This window comes from Acinetobacter nematophilus (genome assembly GCF_026344175.1).
In the GTDB taxonomy this organism is placed as follows: domain Bacteria; phylum Pseudomonadota; class Gammaproteobacteria; order Pseudomonadales; family Moraxellaceae; genus Acinetobacter; species Acinetobacter nematophilus.
In genome coordinates, this window is sequence record NZ_JAPKMY010000003.1 from 370,685 (window position 1) to 388,839 (window position 18,155).

Consider the following 18,155-nt stretch of genomic DNA (forward strand, 5'->3'; position numbering starts at 1 on the left):
GACATAAAGTCGCTTTTTCTATTTTTACAACATCAGAAAACTTAGGCTACACTTTCAGGTGTAGCACGCCATAAGCTTTCTAAATCATAAAATTTACGTGCTGTTGGAAGCATGACATGTACAACCACAACACCGAGATCGATAAGGATCCATTCAGCATCTCTTTCACCCTCTACACCGATTGGGCGAAAACCTGCTTTACGTGCTTCATCAGCAACGTTATCAGCAAGGGCTTTAACATGACGAGTTGATGTTCCGCTTGCAATCACAATAGCATCTGCGACGTTACTGATTTTGCTTACATCAAGTTGAATAATATCTTTGGCTTTTACATCAAGTAGAGCTTCTTGTACAACATTTAAACAGGTCTGTACATCTTGATTTTGAGTGTTCATTGCAAGTTCGTGAGAATTAGAAGCGCTGGGCGATGGTTCTAAATTCATATAAGGTATATTTTCCAGAAAATATCTCATCTTCTAATATAGCGCTTTTGGCTAAAAAATACAATTATTCAGTGCCAGTATTGATGCAAGATATTGTTCAATTAATAGCTATGATTATTTGAAAAGTATTTCTCTTTCCATGCAAAGGATTGATTTGAATGAGATTGTGGTTTGTATTCTGCCGCAATAAAACCGGTGTAGTGACTTTGTTTTAACCATGAAAAAATGGATGAATAATCAATCTGCGCAGTATCTGGTTCGTGACGTCCTGGGCAATCTGCAAATTGAATATGCCCAATCCAGTCAATGTTTTCTTGTAAGGCTGGAAGAACTTCTTCACCCATCATTGCCATATGGTAACAGTCAAATTGCATTTTTAAAGCGGGATGTTGCACTGCCTCAAGCATTTCCTGGGCCTGAGCAGTATTCTGTACGAGAAAACGAGGCATATCTGTCCCATTGATCATTTCAAATACAGGCTGAATATCGTATTCAGACAACATATGACACGCCAGTTTCAGGTTGTTTGCCAAGGTGTTTAGACATGGCAGCAAATCAGCATCTTCAGGTTGTTTACCTGCCAATATGTTGATGTTTGGAATGTTAAGTGCATCGGCATACTCGATGGCTTGTTCTAAAGCTTGATGAAACTCAACTTCTTTACCGGGTATGCCTGCAAGTCCATTGCCGCCCTGCATCAAATCTCCTGCAGGAGCATTGATGAGACAAATATGTAAGTCATATTGTTCCAACTGTGCTTGAATTTCTTCAATACTCAATTCATAGGGAAATTGAATTTCTACATACTGGAAGCCGTGGCGATGTGCCAAAGCAAAGCGTTCAATGAGTGGAACTTCAGTAAAAATCATCGATAGGTTTACTGCGAGTTTAGTCATGGCAATCTTCCGTGCTCTTATTGGCTTTTATCTTCAATGTAGTCGGCAATAGATTATTTTTCAACTTATTTCTGTTTGATATAAAACACCTACACGCTTAAATTTTCTCGACTTGATGAATGATTGTAGCGAGATCTGCTTCTGCAAAACCTCGGCTTTGGTGGTTTTGCAACTGATCTAGCGCACGTTGGGCAACCGGAATATCTAGACCAGATTGTTGTGCTAATTGAACGGCGTTATTGAGATCTTTGGATAAGGTCTGCACTTTCCATTGTACGGGTTCAAAGGTATGGCTCGCCATACGTGGCGCAAGAATCTGAAAGGGTTTGGAGTCCGCAAATCCACCGGCTAATGCAGGTGCGAGTAAGCGGGTATCAACACCCGCCTGATCAGCAAGTGCAACTGCTTCTGCAATCAGTGTACTGTTTGCAGCAACGATCAATTGATTGCATATCTTGGTTGCTTGTCCCGTACCTGTTTCTCCCATGCAGGTCACTCTTTGTGAAAGCACGTTATAGACTAAACTCAAATCTTGAATGGTTTCTCGGTGACCACCTGCAAAAATGACCAGTGTCCCATTTTCCGCCCCTGCAGTACCACCTGAAACAGGAGAGTCAATCCAAATCACCTCTTTGCTTGCTGCCAGACTTGCCAGTTGCTTGGTGATCGCTACAGACAAGCTTGAGAAATCAACGATGACCTGTTGAGCCTGTAAGTAAGGTTCAATCTGTTGATAAACCTGTTGAACGGCTTGGTCATCAGCAAGGCAGGTCAAAATAACAGGGTAGTCTGCAATTTGTTCAAACTCGAGGGGATGTGCACCCATATCCACCAGAGCATCACATGCAGTTGCTGTGCGATTCCAAACTGCCACATCAAATCCAGCTTGAATCAATCGAGCAGCCATGCGGCTTCCCATTAAGCCCATACCTAGAAATGCGATTTTACTGTTGCGATCAAAATTCATTTTGTTATTCCCAAGCCTTGTACAGAAGTATTTTTAAACTATTTATATTGGCGTGGCAGGAATTGTACTTCAGGATTCTTGTCTTTTTTACGGGCAATTTGACTGTTTTTTCCTAAAAGTAATTTTAACTGCCAAATCTTTTCTAAGCGTAGCGCTTTTTTAGGTTGGTGTTCCATGGCGTCTAAAACACGTTTGGCTGCCATCAAAGCATCAGGAGAGCGTTGTAACATTTCTTCAGCGATTGCTTGGGCTTTTTCTAAGGGGGAGGTGTTTACATGCGTAACCAAACCAATGTCTTTGGCATAATGGCCATCAAAAATACGTGCAGTTAAGGTCAGTTCTTTGGCCAAATCGATGCCGATCACACCTTTGATAGAACGCGTAAGCCCCATATCGGGCACCAGCCCCCAACGGCTTTCCATAATCGACATTTTAGTTTCTGGATGTGCAATACGAATATCAGCAGCCAAAGCCAGCTGCATTCCCGCACCAAAGCAGAATCCTTCAATGGCAGCGATGACGGGAACAGGTAACTCTTGCCAAATGAGAAATGCTTTTTGAAACAGGCTTTGTCCCGGTTTAATCAGTTCCCATGCTGCAAATGCAGTATTTTTAGGGCTATTTAAATCAGCCAAATCAATACCAGCACTAAATACATTGGCTTCACCAGTCAGAATCACCACTCGGATACTTCGATCTTTTTTAATTTTCTCCGCAACTTTGACGAGCTCACGCAGTAAAGCAAAGCTCATGGCATTGCGTTTATCTGGACGATTTAATGAAACTGTAGCGATACCCTTGTTTTTTTCTATATGTAATAGTGCCATGATCTTGACTCATTTTTTCCTTGGTCATCAGCATAGCATGTGGACGGATCAGTTACATGACAGTACAGTCACAGAATTTCTGTATATGCGCCAATGGACAGTAATTTGAGTTTATATCTCTGCAAGGGCTTTTTATGGAGATAAAGCCCATAGATACAGAAATGGCTAAAAGGATTTCAACGCAATTTTCAGCCAGTCAAGATCTGCTGTGCGGCTGTTTCTACTTCATGAATCACCAATTGCAAATCATCCAAACGTTGCATGACATCCTGAATGAAAACCTCATCTGCTTTACGGCGCTCTTTACGTAAAGTTGAGATAAACTGTTCAAAATTCCCTGTAACTCTTTGCAATTTTGGTGTGCCAACATAACGGGTCGCACCATATAAACGGTGTAACACATGCTCTAGTTGCGGAAAGTCCTCAAGTTCGATCAATTGTGCAATTTCATCCAATTCGGTTGGGAAACTATCAACCAGCATTTTTAAAAGATCTTGTGCAAGATCTTCCTTGTTGGCTGCGAGCGCAAGGCTTTGTTTCCAGTCTAGAATATCCGTGTCAAAGGCTTCAATATAAATTGTATTTTCAACAGGTGCTTGATGCTGAATAAATTTATCCGAGGTCCAGTTGGTTAAAATTTGAATGATTTGTTCGATTTGGATCGGTTTGGTGACATAGTCATCCATACCGACTTTGAGTAATTTCTGTTTTTCATCTGCCAATGCATGGGCCGTTAAAGCAATGATTGGCATGCGCATGCCATCCAAGGTCGATTCTAATGAGCGAATCGCTCGTGTGGTATCAATGCCTGACATGACAGGCATTTGAATGTCCATAAAGATTAAATCGAAAGGCTTCGAACCTTGTTCCACAGCTTGTTGAATAATCGTCAGTGCTTCTTGACCACTTTGCGCCTTGGTGGTTTTAACATTCAACTCACCGAGCAATGCTTCCAGTACAATTAAGTTTGGTAGATGATCATCAACTGCCAAGATATGTAAGTCCTGTCCTTTAAAGTCTTTATGTTGTTCCTGCTCAAAGATCGGTTTATTGCTGAGTAATTGAATGACTGAGCTACGACTGAGTGGTTGATATAAGGGACGCGCCATATACTCGTTAAGCATATTCGGATCGAGTGACATCTGATAACCATACACAGCAAGATGTCCTTGATAGCGACTACGGATTTCTTTTAATAAGGCTTCCGTATCTCCACTGTGATCAACAATCAGCCAGGTATTTTCAACATTTTGTTCCAAACTGTTTAGACGGCTGAACAGGTCTAAAATGGATTGTGCCTCAGTATGCTGAACTTGATAGTTTTCTAAATAGTGTCGTAACACATTGGCTGTGGCTGGGTGCGCCAAGAAGGACACGACATTTAAATCTTTAAATGATGGATGCACAATGTCTTCATTTTCATTGGTCGTCAGCATAGCCGTAAACCAGAATGTCGAACCCTTCTCCGTTGGTGCCCGCTCTTGGTTATCTTCAAAACCGATCTGACCATGCATCAAGTGAACCAATTGTTTGGAAATTGCCAGCCCTAAACCTGTTCCACCAAATTGGCGGGTAACAGATGCGTCACCTTGCGAGAATGACTCAAATAGTTTTTTACGATCCGTACCACTCAGTCCGATACCACTGTCCTGTACGCTGAAATGTAATAGACATTGCCCAATATCATCATGTTCCATACGTGCACGAACGATGATTTCACCATCGGGAGTGAATTTAATTGCATTGGAGATTAAATTGGTCAGAACTTGTTTAAAGCGTAAAGCATCCCCAATCACATGTTTTGGCACGTTGTCTGCAAAATAGAATGCCATTTCGATATGTTTTTGCGCCGCTAATGGTGACAGCATATCCATTACATCGAAAATTGCTTCTTCTAGATCGAATGGTGCTGTTTCTAACTCTAACTTACCTGCATCAATCTTAGAAAAGTCAAGCACATCATTAATCAGTGCCAATAAATGTGCAGACGATTTTCGAATGGTCTGTAAATATAAACTCTGATCGTTACTCAGGTTGTCCTGACGTAGCATCAGATGAATGAAGCCATCAATACTGTTCAATGGGGTTCTTAATTCATGGCTGATGTTTGCAAGAAATACGGACTTTGCCTGATTTGATGAAATTGCCTGATCACGTGCCTGTTTATAAGTGATGTTTTGAACTTCCAAGGTGTCTAAAGTACGTCTTAAATCATCTTCTGTTTGTTCAGTATGTTCTTTGAGTTCTAGAAAACTGAAATGCAGGCGTTTAACCACATTGGCAATGTCTCGTTGTAACAAACGTAACTCACCTGTACTGTTGATCACCATGTGTTGATCAAGCGTATCAGCATTTAAACGTTGTAATTGCATCCGAATTTCGTACATTGGGGCAATCCAGCGACGTGAATAAAAATTCAGACACAATAAAAGCAGAAGCAGTGTCAGTAGAGCCGTCGTAATCAGAACGATCATGACGCGATAATGTGAGATTTCTAGAGGTTGATTATCTAATTCAATCACCAACCACATATTTTGCGCATTATTGACTGGATTAAGTTTGATCCCATAAATATTATTGTACTTGTTATGAACAGGTCCAAAAAAGGTTCCGGTTTTTGGTATTTGGGGCCATTCACGTTGATTTTGATAGCCCACACTTAAATGATTGACATTATTTCCATCCAAGATCGCGGCACTGAGCAGATGTTTTTCATTGAATATTTTTTGTAAAATATTTTCAGCTTTGGTGTGCTGTAGTGGGCTTTGTTCCATTACTGCGGTAAGTTGTTCAGCGGTATATTGATAACGACTCAATATTGCAATGGCTTGAAAACGTTGTTTAGACTTTGCAGCTGCAGATGTTTCGGAAAGTACAAGTGCTGTTCCCACACATGCCAAAATCATGATCGGCACGAAAATTAACGCAATGAGTTGACCATAAGCGTGATTGAGTTTTAAACGTTTAAAGAGCTTTTTATTGAAATTCGACATGGTTCCAGCAACCCATTGACCATGCGCAAGATATTAACATGCTTTAATGATCCTGCATGACAATATGATTAAAAAACTTGCAAACTGCATTCTGGTTATGCTGTTTTATAGATAACCTTATCACTTCTAGTTCTAAGTCTTTATGTTTTTTGTATATCTATCTAATTTTATTGGATAAACAATTTTTCTCCAGTGTTTAAGTGGATTGTTTGAAATGGATTTAGTTTGACCATACTCGTAAAAATCAAATGGAAAGATGTGCAGTGACATTTATTTTTTCATACAATATGCCCACCTCAATATAGGTGCAGTCCATGAGTAACACACAACCTGATTTCTTAGCCGACGAATTTTTACTAGATCACTATGTTGGGAAAACACCATTAGTACGTCTACAGCGTTTGGCAAGTCATACTCAAGCAACAGTATTGGCAAAATTAGAAGGGAATAACCCCGCAGGTTCGGTAAAAGATCGTCCAGCATATAATATGATCATGAAAGCCGAACAACGCGGTCAAATCAAGCCAGGCGATACGTTGATCGAAGCGACAAGTGGAAATACAGGGATTGCATTGGCGATGGTTGCTGCCATGCGTGGTTATAAAATGAAGTTGATCATGCCGGGAAATTCAAGTCAGGAACGTAAGGATGCGATGCGTGCTTATGGTGCAGAGTTGATTGAAGCACCGAATATGGAAGCTGCACGTGATATGGCTTTGCAGATGCAGGGTGAAGGTCTAGGCCTGGTCCTCAATCAGTTTGGGAATCCTGATAATGTCGAAGCACATTATCTGACCACCGGTCCGGAAATTTGGCAACAAACAGGCGGTAAAATTACCCACTTTGTGAGTTCAATGGGAACCACAGGGACGATCATGGGGATTTCAAAATATCTGAAAGAACAAAATCCAGCCATTCAAATTATTGGTTTACAGCCTTCTGAAGGTTCAAATATTGCGGGGATTCGTCGTTGGCCACAAGAATATTTGCCTACGATTTTTGATCCTGAGCGTGTTGATCAAATTATGGATATTCCGCAGATCGAAGCTGAAAAAACAGCTCGTCGTTTAGCACGTCAGGAAGGTATCAGTGCCGGTACATCTTCCGGTGGGGCAGTTTGGGCTTCAGTAAAAATTGCAGAAGAACATCCGGATGCTGTGATTGTATGTATCGTGTGTGATCGTGGTGATCGTTATTTATCTACAGGTTTATTCTCTGTGGAAGATGATCAATAATTGTTTTAAGTCGATCCATGATTTCATGATCATCTCTGAGTAATTGAGTAAATTTTATGCGCCTTCCTGTTTTAGTTTTTGACATTGAAACCCTAACAGATCTTAAGTCAGGGGCGCATTTGTATGGATTGGACTTAGCTGAAGCTGATTTGGAACAAGCACTTGCCAAATTACGCCGTCAAGAATCCGGTATGGATTTTCAACGTTTGGCTTTACATGAGATTGTCTGCATTTCAGGGTTGTGGATTGATGAAAATGGAGCGATGAAGCTTTTTTCATTCAGCCGCGAGCATTATACTGAAGCTGAAATTTTGCAAAAGTTTTTATCTATTTTTGATAAACGCCATCCAACTCTTGTCAGTTGGAATGGTTCACAGTTTGATTTGCCTGTTATTTTATTCCGTTCAATGTATCACGGATTATCTGCACCAAGTTTGTTCGATCAGGGTGAGATTGATACGCAAAAAAGGTATAATAACTACCAGAACCGATACCACAACCGTCATGTCGATTTGATGGACGTGATGGCGATGTTTAATGGCCGTCATTTTCAGAAATTGGATGATGTTGCACATTTGCTTGGTTATCCCGGCAAACGTGGTATTTCAGGTTATTTTGTTCCTGAATACGTGAAAACCCAGCAATGGCTAAAATTGACCAGTTATTGTGAGGGCGATGTTTTAAATACATGGTTGATTTATTTGCGCTGGTCTTTGTTAAAAGGGCAGATTTCTTTGCAAGATCATCGTTTGTGGATTCAAGCCTCGATTCATTATTTACAAGGACAACCCCAGCAACATGAGTTTTTAGATGTTTGGCGTCAAATGTCACAACTTACTGAATTTACTCAGGCAGATTTTTCCTCCACACCCAATTAGGTATTCCTTTGAAGCATAGAGCCAAACCTCGACCATCTCAACTTCCTCAATATGTCTTTAAAGTTGAACGATTGTCACATGAGGGGCGAGGGATTGCACATTACGGGGCTGAGGTTTCCCACCCAACTGAAAAACAGGGTAAAAAAGTTTTTATTCGCTATGCATTGCCTGGTGAAACCGTTAAAGCTCAAATTACACGTCAGATCTCAAAGCTTGAGGAAGCAGACAGTATCGAGTTACTGGGTGAGCCGAGTCCATATCGCATCCAACCCATTTGTCCGCATTTTGGAGTGTGTGGGGGATGTAATATGCAGCATATACATCCTGACGAACAAATTCGCTTAAAACAGGATGTTTTAAAATCTCATCTCAGTCACTTTGCAGGCTTGGAGCCAGAACAGTGGTTACCGCCCCTGCGTTCTACACGTGTCGATTACCGCCATAAGGCACGAATCGGTGTACGATTTTTACCCAAGCAAAATAAATTACTGATGGGTTTCCGGGAAGCCCAAAGCAACCATCTCACTGAAATTCAGACTTGTAAAATCTTGGACCTTCAACTGGATCAAGCCTTACCTGAAATTAAAGCATTACTCGAAAGTCTAAAAGGCAAAAGCAGTATTGGTCATATAGAATTAGCCAAAGGAGATTGTGAAATTTCTTTACTGATTCGTCATACTGAAAAATTAAAACAGCAGGATGTCAACCTATTGCAACAATATGCGTTACAGAAGCAATGGCAGTTGTATCTGCAACCTGCAGGGGTTGAAAGTGTCCATCGGGTTGATGATGTTGATGCAGCGATGTTTTTACATTATCGTTTGAATGATTTTGCTGTTGATTTTGCGTTTAATCCTACCGATTTTACCCAAGTGAATCCAACAGTGAATCCTCAAATGGTTAAATTGGCATGTGATTTGCTTGAATTACAAGAAGGTGAAAGCGTTTTAGATCTTTTTTGTGGCTTGGGTAATTTTTCTCTTCCGCTTGCAAAATGTGTGGGTGACACAGGCAATGTGGTCGCGGTGGAGGGCAGTGAGGCGATGGTGAAGCGCGGTACAGAAAACGCACTGAACAATCGTATCCGCAATGTTAAATTCTATTCACAAGATTTAACAAAAGACTTTTCGCATTATTCTTGGGCAAATCAAGGATTTGATGCATTATTGATTGACCCACCTCGTGCGGGAGCTGAGCAGGTTATGCATTATCTCCCTAAATTTGGTGCGAAAAGAATCGTTTATGTATCGTGTAATCCAGCGACTTTAGCGAGGGATGCAGGGATCTTGGTGCAACACGGCTATCAGCTAAAAAAGGCAGGGGTAATGGACATGTTTACACATACTGGACATGTTGAATCCATCGCTTTATTTGAAAAGAAACTAGAGATAAACGATTTATAATGAAATATAGAGTTATAGGAGTAGGGTATGGTCACAGTACGTGAGCAACTTCCTGATCAGCTCAATGAGCTATCAGAGGAAGCGACTGTAGAACATGCCGATGAAGCGCAACAAGCTCTAGCAACTTGGCTGGATCGAGTGCGTGGAATTTTAGACGGTGCTGAACTAAAACAGTTAGAAGAAGTCGCGCAATTAGTATTACAAAAAGAATTGGCGACCACGGTAAACTCTCGAACCAATACTTTTGCTACAGGTATCGGGATGGCCGATATTCTTGCGCATCTGCATGTAGATGAAGATACACTGGCAGCAGCTGTACTTTATCGTAGTGTTCGTGAGGATTTGACGACACTTGATGACATCCAGCAACAGTTTGGTGAACAGGTTTACAATCTTGTCAAAGGCACTTTGGCAATGGGTAAACTCTCTGAGCTGATAGAGAAAAACAAACGTTTGGAAGACCATTTCAATAATAATCAACGTGAACATTTAACAGGCATCTACAAGATGCTGATTTCAGTGACTGAGGATGTTCGAGTTGTATTGATTAAACTGGCTGAACGGACTTTTGCGCTTCGGGAGCTGGCCCACTCTTCAAAAGAACGCCAAGAACGTGTGGCACGAGAAATTCTCACCATCTATTCTCCTTTGGCGCATCGTCTGGGGATTGCTCAGTTAAAGTGGGAACTAGAAGATCTTGCTTTCCGCTATCTTGCACCTGAACGCTATAAAGAAATTGCCTCATTGTTGAATGAAAAGCGTTTGGAGCGAGAGCAATATATCCAATTTGTGGTGGAAAAGCTTAAAAGCGAATTGGCTGATCATGATATCGAAGCGGAAATTTCAGGGCGAGTAAAACACATTTACTCAATCTATCGTAAGATGAAGAGTAAAAATCTAAGCTTTGATCAGCTTTATGATATTCGTGCGCTCAGGGTGTTGGTTAAATCGGTTGCTGAGTGCTATCACGCTTTGGGCATCGTTCATCAGATCTGGCGTCATATTCCGCATCAGTTTGATGACTATATTACCAACCCCAAAGCCAATGGCTATCGTTCATTGCATACTGCTGTAATTGCTGAAAATAAATCTTTGGAAATTCAGATCCGTACCAAAGAGATGCATGAAGAAGCAGAACTTGGGGTATGTTCGCACTTTAATTATAAAGAAGGTTCTAAAACCACAGATTATTCATTTAATCACCGTTTACATTCTTTACGTGCCGTACTTGAGCATTATCAAGAGCGCACTGAAACCAGTGCACATCCAAATGAAGATGAAACGGAAGATTTTGAACAACTTCAAGATTTTGAAGGTTTTGAAAAGATCTATGTTTTCAGTCGTGATGGGGATATCAAAGAATTACCGCGTGGCTCTACAGTGCTTGATTTTGCCTATCATGTGCATACGGAAGTCGGTAACAAGTGTTATGCAGCGCGTGTCAATCAGCGTTATGTACCGCTCACATATACGCTGAAAACAGGGGAACAGGTTGAGATTTTAACCAAAAAAGATCGTGAACCGAATCGTGATTGGTTGGTCAACTCTCTTGGGTACATTAAAACAGCCCGTGCGCGTGACAAACTTCGTCATTGGTTTAGACAGCAAGACCGCAGTAAGAACTTGGAAGTTGGGCGTGAGCTGTTAAATAAAGAGCTTTCACGTTTAGCGATTCATCCAAAAAGCATTGATTTAAGTGATTATTGCAATCACTTCAATGTGAAATCTGGCGATGATATTCTGGTTTCACTGGTCAGTGGTGATATCAGTCTACATGCGTTGATTAATCAAGTTAATCGCCATATGCATTTGGATCAGGACGAACCAGAACTTGTACTGAAACCTACATTGAATCCACGTGCAAGCCATACGTTATCTGCACACGGTATTTTGATTGACGGTTTAGATAATGTTGAACTGCATATTGCGCAATGTTGTCAGCCTGTACATGGTGAATCGATTGCTGGCTATATCACCTTGAATCGTGGTGTGAGTATTCATAAAGTTGCTTGCCCTGATTACATGCGTATGATCAAGTTAGAACCAGACCGCGCCGTAGAGGCGGATTGGGAAATGCAACCGACACGTGGACAAAGTGTCCAAATCGTTGTTGAAGCTTATGATCGTCGTGGTTTGCTTAAAGATTTGACTCAAGTGATTTTCTCTGACCAAATCAATATTCGCCAAGTCAATACGATTTCAGAAGCAGATGGTATCGCCAATATGAAATTATTGATTGAAGTCAAAGGTTTGGCTCAATTATCTCGCTTGCTTGCTCGTTTGGAGCAACAGCCAGGTATTATCAGTGCACGCCGTTTGGTTCAAGGGAACTAAAGGGTATTGCATTGATTAGACTCACTCATTGAAGCCATAAAAAACTCGCTCAATGCGAGTTTTTTATGGCTTGCAAGAATATATTGAAATGGTTAATCAAAATGGTTTGATCCGTTTTTAATTTTATACAACTCAACTTTTAGGCTTTCGTGTAAGGATTAAATTACTCAAGCGATTGATGAACTGAGGGCTGATTGCAGAAAGTGTAAACATGACTTTGGTCTTTAATCCCACAGGGCGATGTGTTGCAGTGAAAAGAGTGCCTTTGGCTTTTACCTGTGCAAATACTTGTTCTGCAACATCTTGCGGAGAAAGACTGACACCAATATTCTGAATCGCTCCAGAGTCCATATCTTTCACCATTGACGTCTGAACAAAAAGTGGCATGACATCAAGTACACGAATACCATATTTTTGCCATTCAATATCTAAACCTTCTGTAATGCCGCGTACCGCAAATTTACTGGCAGAATAGGAAACCAAATCAGCCTGCCCATAGATGGCTGATGCTGAGGAAAGATTGATGATACGAGCAAATTTAGCTTGTTTAAGGTAGGGGAATGCAGCATGGCAACCATTGAGTACCCCATTCACATTGATATTAATTGTCCTATGATGGGCTTGAATGTCTGTCTTTTCAAAATCACCTGAATAAAGAACGCCTGCGTTATTGACGAGGATATTTAAGCCTTGTGCCCACTCAGTAAATTCGGCTAATGCATTTTGCCATTGTGCATAATCACTTACATCTAATTTTCCTGCTTTGGCATTATGCCCTAATTGATCTGCTAAAGCTTGAGCTTGTATTGCATTGATATCATAAATACCAACTTGATAACCTTGTTGATAGAATAGACGTGCGATTGCAGCACCTATACCTTGCGCTGCCCCGCTAATGAATATACTTTGGCTCATTGCAACATCCTGTAGTTTTATTTTTTGATTGCAGTGAGTTGAACATAAAATATTCATAACAACAAGCGTTGTAGCGTCATTTGTAATTGATCTTAAAGGACATAAAATGGAACAGTTATTAACTATCATGAAACAGCTACGTGCAGAATGTCCTTGGGATCGTGAACAGACACCTGAAAGTTTGACTCAATATGCGATTGAGGAAGCCTATGAAGTGGAAGAGGCTGTTCGTTCTGGAAATACTGAAGAAATTAAAAATGAGTTGGGGGATTTATTACTTCAAGTCGTTTTTCAGTCACAAATGTACAGTGAACGAGGTGCATTTGATTTTAACGATGTGGTTGAGGCGATTTGTCAGAAATTAATTAGACGACATCCACATGTGTTTCAAAAACAACAATTTGAAAATTTAACCTCAGACCAAGTCTCATCATTGTGGCAAGGCATTAAACATAAGGAAAAGCAGGGGAAACGTCAATCCCGCTTAGATACGGTAAAACACGGTCCGGCATTGACACAGGCAGAGCAGATTCAAAAAAACGTGGCGAAAGTAGGTTTTGATTTTCCCGATGTTGCGCAAGCCTATGAGAAAGTCAAAGAGGAGTTAGCTGAGTTTGAAGAAGCCATGCAATTGGGAGAGTCTGAAAAAATTATTGAAGAATTTGGTGATTGTTTATTTTCTTTAATCAATGTTGGGCGTAAACTGAATATCTCGAGTGAAATGGCGCTTTTAACCACCATTTTTAAATTTAAATCTCGCTTTGCTTATATCGAAGAACAAATCAATTCAAAAAACAAAAAAATAGAAGAAGTGAGTTTGACTGAAATGGATCAATTATGGGATCAAGCAAAGCAAAAATCACAATATCAGGATCATCATGAGTCGTTTTAAATATGTGATAAATTGTATAGTTGAATTAAATAAATCAGCATTTTTGAGTGGACTATGCCTATATTTATTGGGTATGCCTACGATGTTGCAGGCGCAAAAATTTGATCAAGCTTATTTAAAATGGAAAGCTGAACAACAAGCACAAGACATTCAGTTAAAAAAAGTAGATGACAATTACTATCTTTCACGCCCCACTATCCAGCCTACTCAAACTCATCTGGCAGGTAAAGGGCGAGCTTCCTCAACGCAGGTTCAATCCAATTTAAGTCCAAAAATCAATTTGAACAGTGCCAATGTCGCACAATTGCAGCAGTTGAATGGGGTTGGCGCAAAAAAAGCGCAGGCGATAATTGATCATCGTCAACAGTATGGAAAATTTAAAAACGTGGAAGATATAAAAAATGTCAAAGGAATTGGTCCTTCACTTTATGAGAAAAACAAAAACCAGCTTGGCTTATGATGAATGATCTTATATTGCATTTTTTTAATAAAACCCAATATCATTGATCTGAAACAAAGTAGTGTTAAAAAACATGCAAGCTTAAAATTGAGATCAGTGATTTAAGGATCATAATTTCAATGCAAGATTGCGAGAATCAAATTGCCCTTTAGCTGTGTAAGCGATATCATTAGCACAATTATGATTTTTACGTCCTGACGTAGGAGACAGTGTCTTTTGCAAACTTTGCGTGCGTCAAAGTGTGGATTATCCACCGCTCAATTACCTTCTTCCATTTTAGATGTTATTGATTCTTTAACCAAAGCTGGCTATGAAGCTTATATAGTCGGTGGAGGTGTGCGTGATTTAATGCTCGGCTTAAATCCGAAAGACTTCGATGCTGTGACCAATGCAACGCCGTCACAGGTCAAAGAAGTTTTTGGTCGTCGTTGTCGAATTATTGGGCGACGTTTTGAATTGGCACATGTCTATTCTGGTCGTGAATTGATTGAAGTCGCAACATTTCGTGCACCACCAAAGAAAGCGATCACTTCGGCTCAAGGCATGATTCTGCGAGATAATAATTGGGGAACCATCGAGCAAGACTTTGCACGTCGCGATTTCTCTATCAATGCGATGTATTATCAGCCGCGTAAGGGCGAAGTGCTTGATTTTTGTAATGCTATTGAGGATATCAAGAGCAAAACCTTAAGATTATTGGGTGATCCGGCGCTACGTTTTGAAGAAGATCCTGTACGAATGTTGCGTACATTGCGTTTTGCTGCAAAATTAAATTTCAGCATCGATCCTAAAATTTTAAAAATTTTTACGCATGAAATGACACAGCTATTGCGTGATGTTTCTCCGCATCGTTTATACGATGAATCACAAAAACTATTTACGATGGGACATTTACATCGTGTGATGCCAATGTTGATCGAATTTGGTATTTGGAAACAATTATTTGCTGACATTAGCCCTGAAATTACTCAATTTATTGAGCGTGCAGCAAAAAATACTGATCAGCGCATCCAAATTGGCAAAACCATCAATCCTGCTTTTTTCTATGCAGTATTGCTTTGGAATAACTTTTTAGCACGTTGTGATTTTTATCAGGCTAAAGGCGTGGTTGCGGCAGAAGCCCGTGCACAAGCAGGTTTGGATGTTTTAAAACGACAGGCAACACGTACCATTATCCCTCGATTTGCGGAGACCTTTATCCGTGAGGTTTGGGAAATGCAGACACGGCTGTTGAATCCAAAACCGCAACAAATTGAAGCCCTCTCAGGGCATGCACGTTTCCGTGCTGGATTTGACTTTTTATTGTTGAGAGAAAAGTCTGGCGACTCTACCACCAATGGTATGGGGGCTTGGTGGGAAGCTTATCAAACTATGTCTACTGATGAGAAAGAACGTGCAATCAGTAGCTACAATCGCCAACGAGCGAAAAGCCGTAAGAAGCTTGCTGAATCTCCTGTTGTTGAAGAAGTGAAAACTGTTTCAACAGAGATTGAACCTCTAGTCAAAGAACAAGAGTCACGTAGTCGCCGTTCTCGTCAGAAAGCAAATGGTGGTCATGCACAATCTACGACATCGCATGATTTTAAATCTAGAAGTGACAGCAGAGCAGCTGTCAACAAGGGTGAAATTACAGCTGAACACCCGATCACCAAACGTAGACGTGTACAGCGTGATTTGAGCAAAGTGGTCTTTGGGCCTACACAATGATGAATAAAACCTATATTGGTTTAGGCAGTAATTTGGGTGATTCAGCACAGATTTTGCGTGAAGCTGTTGAGCAGTTAAGGCTATTGGGTGAAGTGAAGGTTTCTCGGCTTTATCAAAGTCCACCAATGGGACCACAGGATCAGCCACATTACCACAATGCAGTTGCCGAATTGCTGACCCATTTAGCCCCTTTGGATTTATTAAATGAGTTGCAACGGATCGAAAATGAATCAGGTCGTGTACGTTTACGCCATTGGGGTGAGCGGACTTTGGATTTAGATCTTTTGCTTTATGCTGAAAAAAACATTATAAATGAGCGACTCACAGTACCACATGTTGGTATTTTGCAGCGTGATTTTGTGGTGATTCCTTTATTGGACTTGAATATTGAGTTGAAGATAAATGGACAATCATTGCAGAACCTAGAACTTGTGCAACATTCAACATTGACTGTTTTGGCTGATCAAAGTTGGGCAGACTGAACTGTTGGGTGTGCTAAAGAACTCTCATTGATAGAGGATATCGTCATGATCAGTCTAAGTGATTTAAGACAATTTAAAACTCAGGGTCGTAAATTTTCATGCTTGACTTGCTACGATGCAAGTATGGCAAAAGGTATGGAAGTTGCCGAAATTGATACTATTTTAATTGGCGATTCTTTAGGAATGACCATCCAAGGGCATGATTCAACCTTGCCTGTCACGGTCGAGGATATGGCATATCATACTGCCGCTGTACGTCGAGCGAATCAGCATGCATTTATTTTATGTGACCTTCCTTTTATGAGTTATGCAACGCTCAATGATGCTTTGGTAAATGCTAAAACTGTCATGCAGGCAGGCGCGCAAATGATTAAAATCGAGGGTGGTGCCTGGCTTTCAGAAACTATACAAGTGTTGACACGAAATGGTATTCCAGTATGTGTACACCTAGGTTTAACACCACAATCGGTCCATGTTTTCGGCGGATATAAACTTCAGGCAAAAACACGTGAAGCTGCAGATCAATTGATTGCAGACTGTAAAGCTGTGGTCGAAGCTGGCGCGGCAGTACTACTACTGGAATGTGTTCCTGCACAAATGGGTAAAGAAATTGCTGAGTTGTTCCCACATGTCCCTGTGATTGGTATTGGTGCTGGGGTTGATACAGATGGACAGGTACTGGTTGTGCAAGATATGTTGGGTTTGACTTTTGGAAAAGTGGCACGTTTTGTACGTAACTTTATGAAAGAGCAAACAGGTGAGACAGCAATTGTAGATGCATTCAGAGCATATCATCTTGCTGTGCAAGACAAATCTTTCCCTGCGAAAGAACATACTTTCCAAGTAGAGCTGTAAAAGATGAAAACAGAAACGACCATTCAAGGATTATCAGCATCACTGAATCCTGCTCGATCAGCGCGTAAAATCATTGGTTTTGTACCAACGATGGGGAATTTACATGAAGGTCATTTAAATCTGGTTCGTGAAGCACGTAAGTTGTGTGATGTAGTGGTAGTCAGTATTTTTGTCAATCCGATCCAATTCGGACCAAATGAAGACTTTGATAACTATCCTCGCACCTTGGAACATGACAGCCATTTATTGGCTGAGGTGGGATGCGATATTGTTTTTGCTCCATCTGTTGAGCAAATGTATGGTAAATATCCACGATTGACCAATATTAGTGTTGGTGAAATTACAGAAGATTTATGTGGTTTACAACGTCCAGGTCATTTTGATGGCGTTGCAGTTGTGGTAACCAAGCTATTCAATATTGTACAACCCAATTTTGCATTCTTTGGGCAAAAAGATTATCAACAATTGGCTGTGATTAAACAGTTGGTTCGTGATTTGAATATGCCGATTGAAGTGATTGGTGTACCGATTGCTCGCGCTGAAGATGGTTTAGCTTTAAGTTCTCGTAATGGTTACTTATCTGAGCAGGAACGCCAAACAGCCCCAGTTATCTTTAATTCTTTAACAACTGCTGCAGATGATCTACATGCGGGTAAAACACTTTTAAACGTGCTTCAACAGATTCGTAAAAGTCTGACTGATGCAGGATTAGTGGTGGATTATGTTGAAGCACGTAGCCCAACCTTACAAAAAGTTGAACAGTTCGACCAAGATGTTGTATTGTTTGTTGCAGCGAAATTAGGCAAAACCCGTCTGATTGACAATTTACAAGTGAAATATTCTGCATAAACTTTGCTTTTAGGATCGC

Annotated in this window: 16 protein-coding genes; 10 read left to right on the forward strand and 6 right to left on the reverse strand. The window is 40.6% G+C overall.

What is annotated here, in order from left to right; genetic code table 11:
* Positions 1–41 precede the first annotated feature (41 nt).
* The 5 genes from rsfS to OSH00_RS08920 form a co-directional block, all read right to left on the reverse strand.
* Positions 42–443 carry a ribosome silencing factor gene (gene rsfS / locus OSH00_RS08900; protein WP_009584388.1) on the reverse strand — a complete coding sequence of 134 codons (402 nt, stop codon included), beginning with the start codon at positions 441–443 and terminating at the stop codon, positions 42–44.
* Positions 444–544: 101 nt separating this feature from the next.
* Complete coding sequence (locus tag OSH00_RS08905) at positions 545–1,339, reverse strand: hydroxypyruvate isomerase family protein (protein ID WP_266130107.1); 795 nt, start codon at positions 1,337–1,339, stop codon at positions 545–547.
* Positions 1,340–1,436: 97 nt separating this feature from the next.
* Complete coding sequence (locus tag OSH00_RS08910) at positions 1,437–2,306, reverse strand: NAD(P)-dependent oxidoreductase (protein WP_266130108.1); 870 nt, start codon at positions 2,304–2,306, stop codon at positions 1,437–1,439.
* Between the two features lie 38 nt (positions 2,307–2,344).
* Entirely contained in the window at positions 2,345–3,133 is a 789-nt protein-coding gene (locus OSH00_RS08915) for a crotonase/enoyl-CoA hydratase family protein (protein ID WP_266130109.1), read from the reverse strand.
* Positions 3,134–3,321: 188 nt separating this feature from the next.
* The gene (locus OSH00_RS08920) at positions 3,322–6,126 is read right to left on the reverse strand and encodes a GacS-like sensor histidine kinase (protein ID WP_266130110.1); all 2,805 of its coding nucleotides are present in this window, start codon (positions 6,124–6,126) and stop codon (positions 3,322–3,324) included.
* Between the two features lie 314 nt (positions 6,127–6,440).
* Here OSH00_RS08920 and cysM point away from each other — a divergent pair, with 314 nt between their 5' ends.
* Genes cysM through OSH00_RS08940 form a run of 4 tightly spaced genes read left to right on the forward strand, consistent with a single transcriptional unit; the run spans position 6,441 to position 11,976 of the window.
* Positions 6,441–7,361 carry a cysteine synthase CysM gene (gene cysM / locus OSH00_RS08925; protein ID WP_266130111.1) on the forward strand — a complete coding sequence of 307 codons (921 nt, stop codon included), beginning with the start codon at positions 6,441–6,443 and terminating at the stop codon, positions 7,359–7,361.
* 56 nt (positions 7,362–7,417) lie between these two features.
* Positions 7,418–8,239: a 3'-5' exonuclease gene (locus tag OSH00_RS08930; protein ID WP_266130112.1), complete on the forward strand. Its 822-nt coding sequence runs from the start codon at positions 7,418–7,420 to the stop codon at positions 8,237–8,239.
* A gap of 8 nt (positions 8,240–8,247) precedes the next feature.
* A complete protein-coding gene (gene rlmD, locus OSH00_RS08935) occupies positions 8,248–9,642 on the forward strand; it encodes a 23S rRNA (uracil(1939)-C(5))-methyltransferase RlmD (RefSeq protein ID WP_266130113.1) in 1,395 nt (464 codons plus the stop codon).
* Between the two features lie 27 nt (positions 9,643–9,669).
* Complete coding sequence (locus OSH00_RS08940; RefSeq protein WP_196077126.1) at positions 9,670–11,976, forward strand: RelA/SpoT family protein; 2,307 nt, start codon at positions 9,670–9,672, stop codon at positions 11,974–11,976.
* A gap of 132 nt (positions 11,977–12,108) precedes the next feature.
* Here OSH00_RS08940 and OSH00_RS08945 read toward each other — a convergent pair whose 3' ends face one another.
* Positions 12,109–12,891, reverse strand: coding sequence for an SDR family oxidoreductase (locus OSH00_RS08945; protein ID WP_266130114.1), 783 nt, complete (start codon positions 12,889–12,891; stop codon positions 12,109–12,111).
* 106 nt (positions 12,892–12,997) lie between these two features.
* Here OSH00_RS08945 and mazG point away from each other — a divergent pair, with 106 nt between their 5' ends.
* The 6 genes from mazG to panC all read left to right on the forward strand — a co-directional run bounded on the left by mazG (position 12,998) and on the right by panC (position 18,136).
* Positions 12,998–13,783, forward strand: coding sequence for a nucleoside triphosphate pyrophosphohydrolase (gene mazG, locus OSH00_RS08950; protein WP_266130115.1), 786 nt, complete (start codon positions 12,998–13,000; stop codon positions 13,781–13,783).
* Entirely contained in the window at positions 13,770–14,243 is a 474-nt protein-coding gene (locus OSH00_RS08955) for a ComEA family DNA-binding protein (RefSeq protein ID WP_266130116.1), read from the forward strand. Before mazG ends, OSH00_RS08955 begins: the two co-directional genes overlap by 14 nt.
* 216 nt (positions 14,244–14,459) lie before the next feature.
* The gene (gene pcnB, locus OSH00_RS08960) at positions 14,460–15,950 is read left to right on the forward strand and encodes a polynucleotide adenylyltransferase PcnB (protein ID WP_266130117.1); all 1,491 of its coding nucleotides are present in this window, start codon (positions 14,460–14,462) and stop codon (positions 15,948–15,950) included.
* Positions 15,947–16,432, forward strand: coding sequence for a 2-amino-4-hydroxy-6-hydroxymethyldihydropteridine diphosphokinase (gene folK, locus OSH00_RS08965; RefSeq protein ID WP_266130118.1), 486 nt, complete (start codon positions 15,947–15,949; stop codon positions 16,430–16,432). Before pcnB ends, folK begins: the two co-directional genes overlap by 4 nt.
* A gap of 45 nt (positions 16,433–16,477) precedes the next feature.
* On the forward strand, positions 16,478–17,287 hold the full coding sequence (panB, locus tag OSH00_RS08970) for a 3-methyl-2-oxobutanoate hydroxymethyltransferase (protein WP_266130119.1): 810 nt from the start codon (positions 16,478–16,480) through the stop codon (positions 17,285–17,287).
* A 3-nt stretch (positions 17,288–17,290) separates the two neighbouring features.
* Positions 17,291–18,136: a pantoate--beta-alanine ligase gene (gene panC, locus OSH00_RS08975; protein WP_266130120.1), complete on the forward strand. Its 846-nt coding sequence runs from the start codon at positions 17,291–17,293 to the stop codon at positions 18,134–18,136.
* The last annotated feature ends 19 nt before the right edge of the window (positions 18,137–18,155 follow it).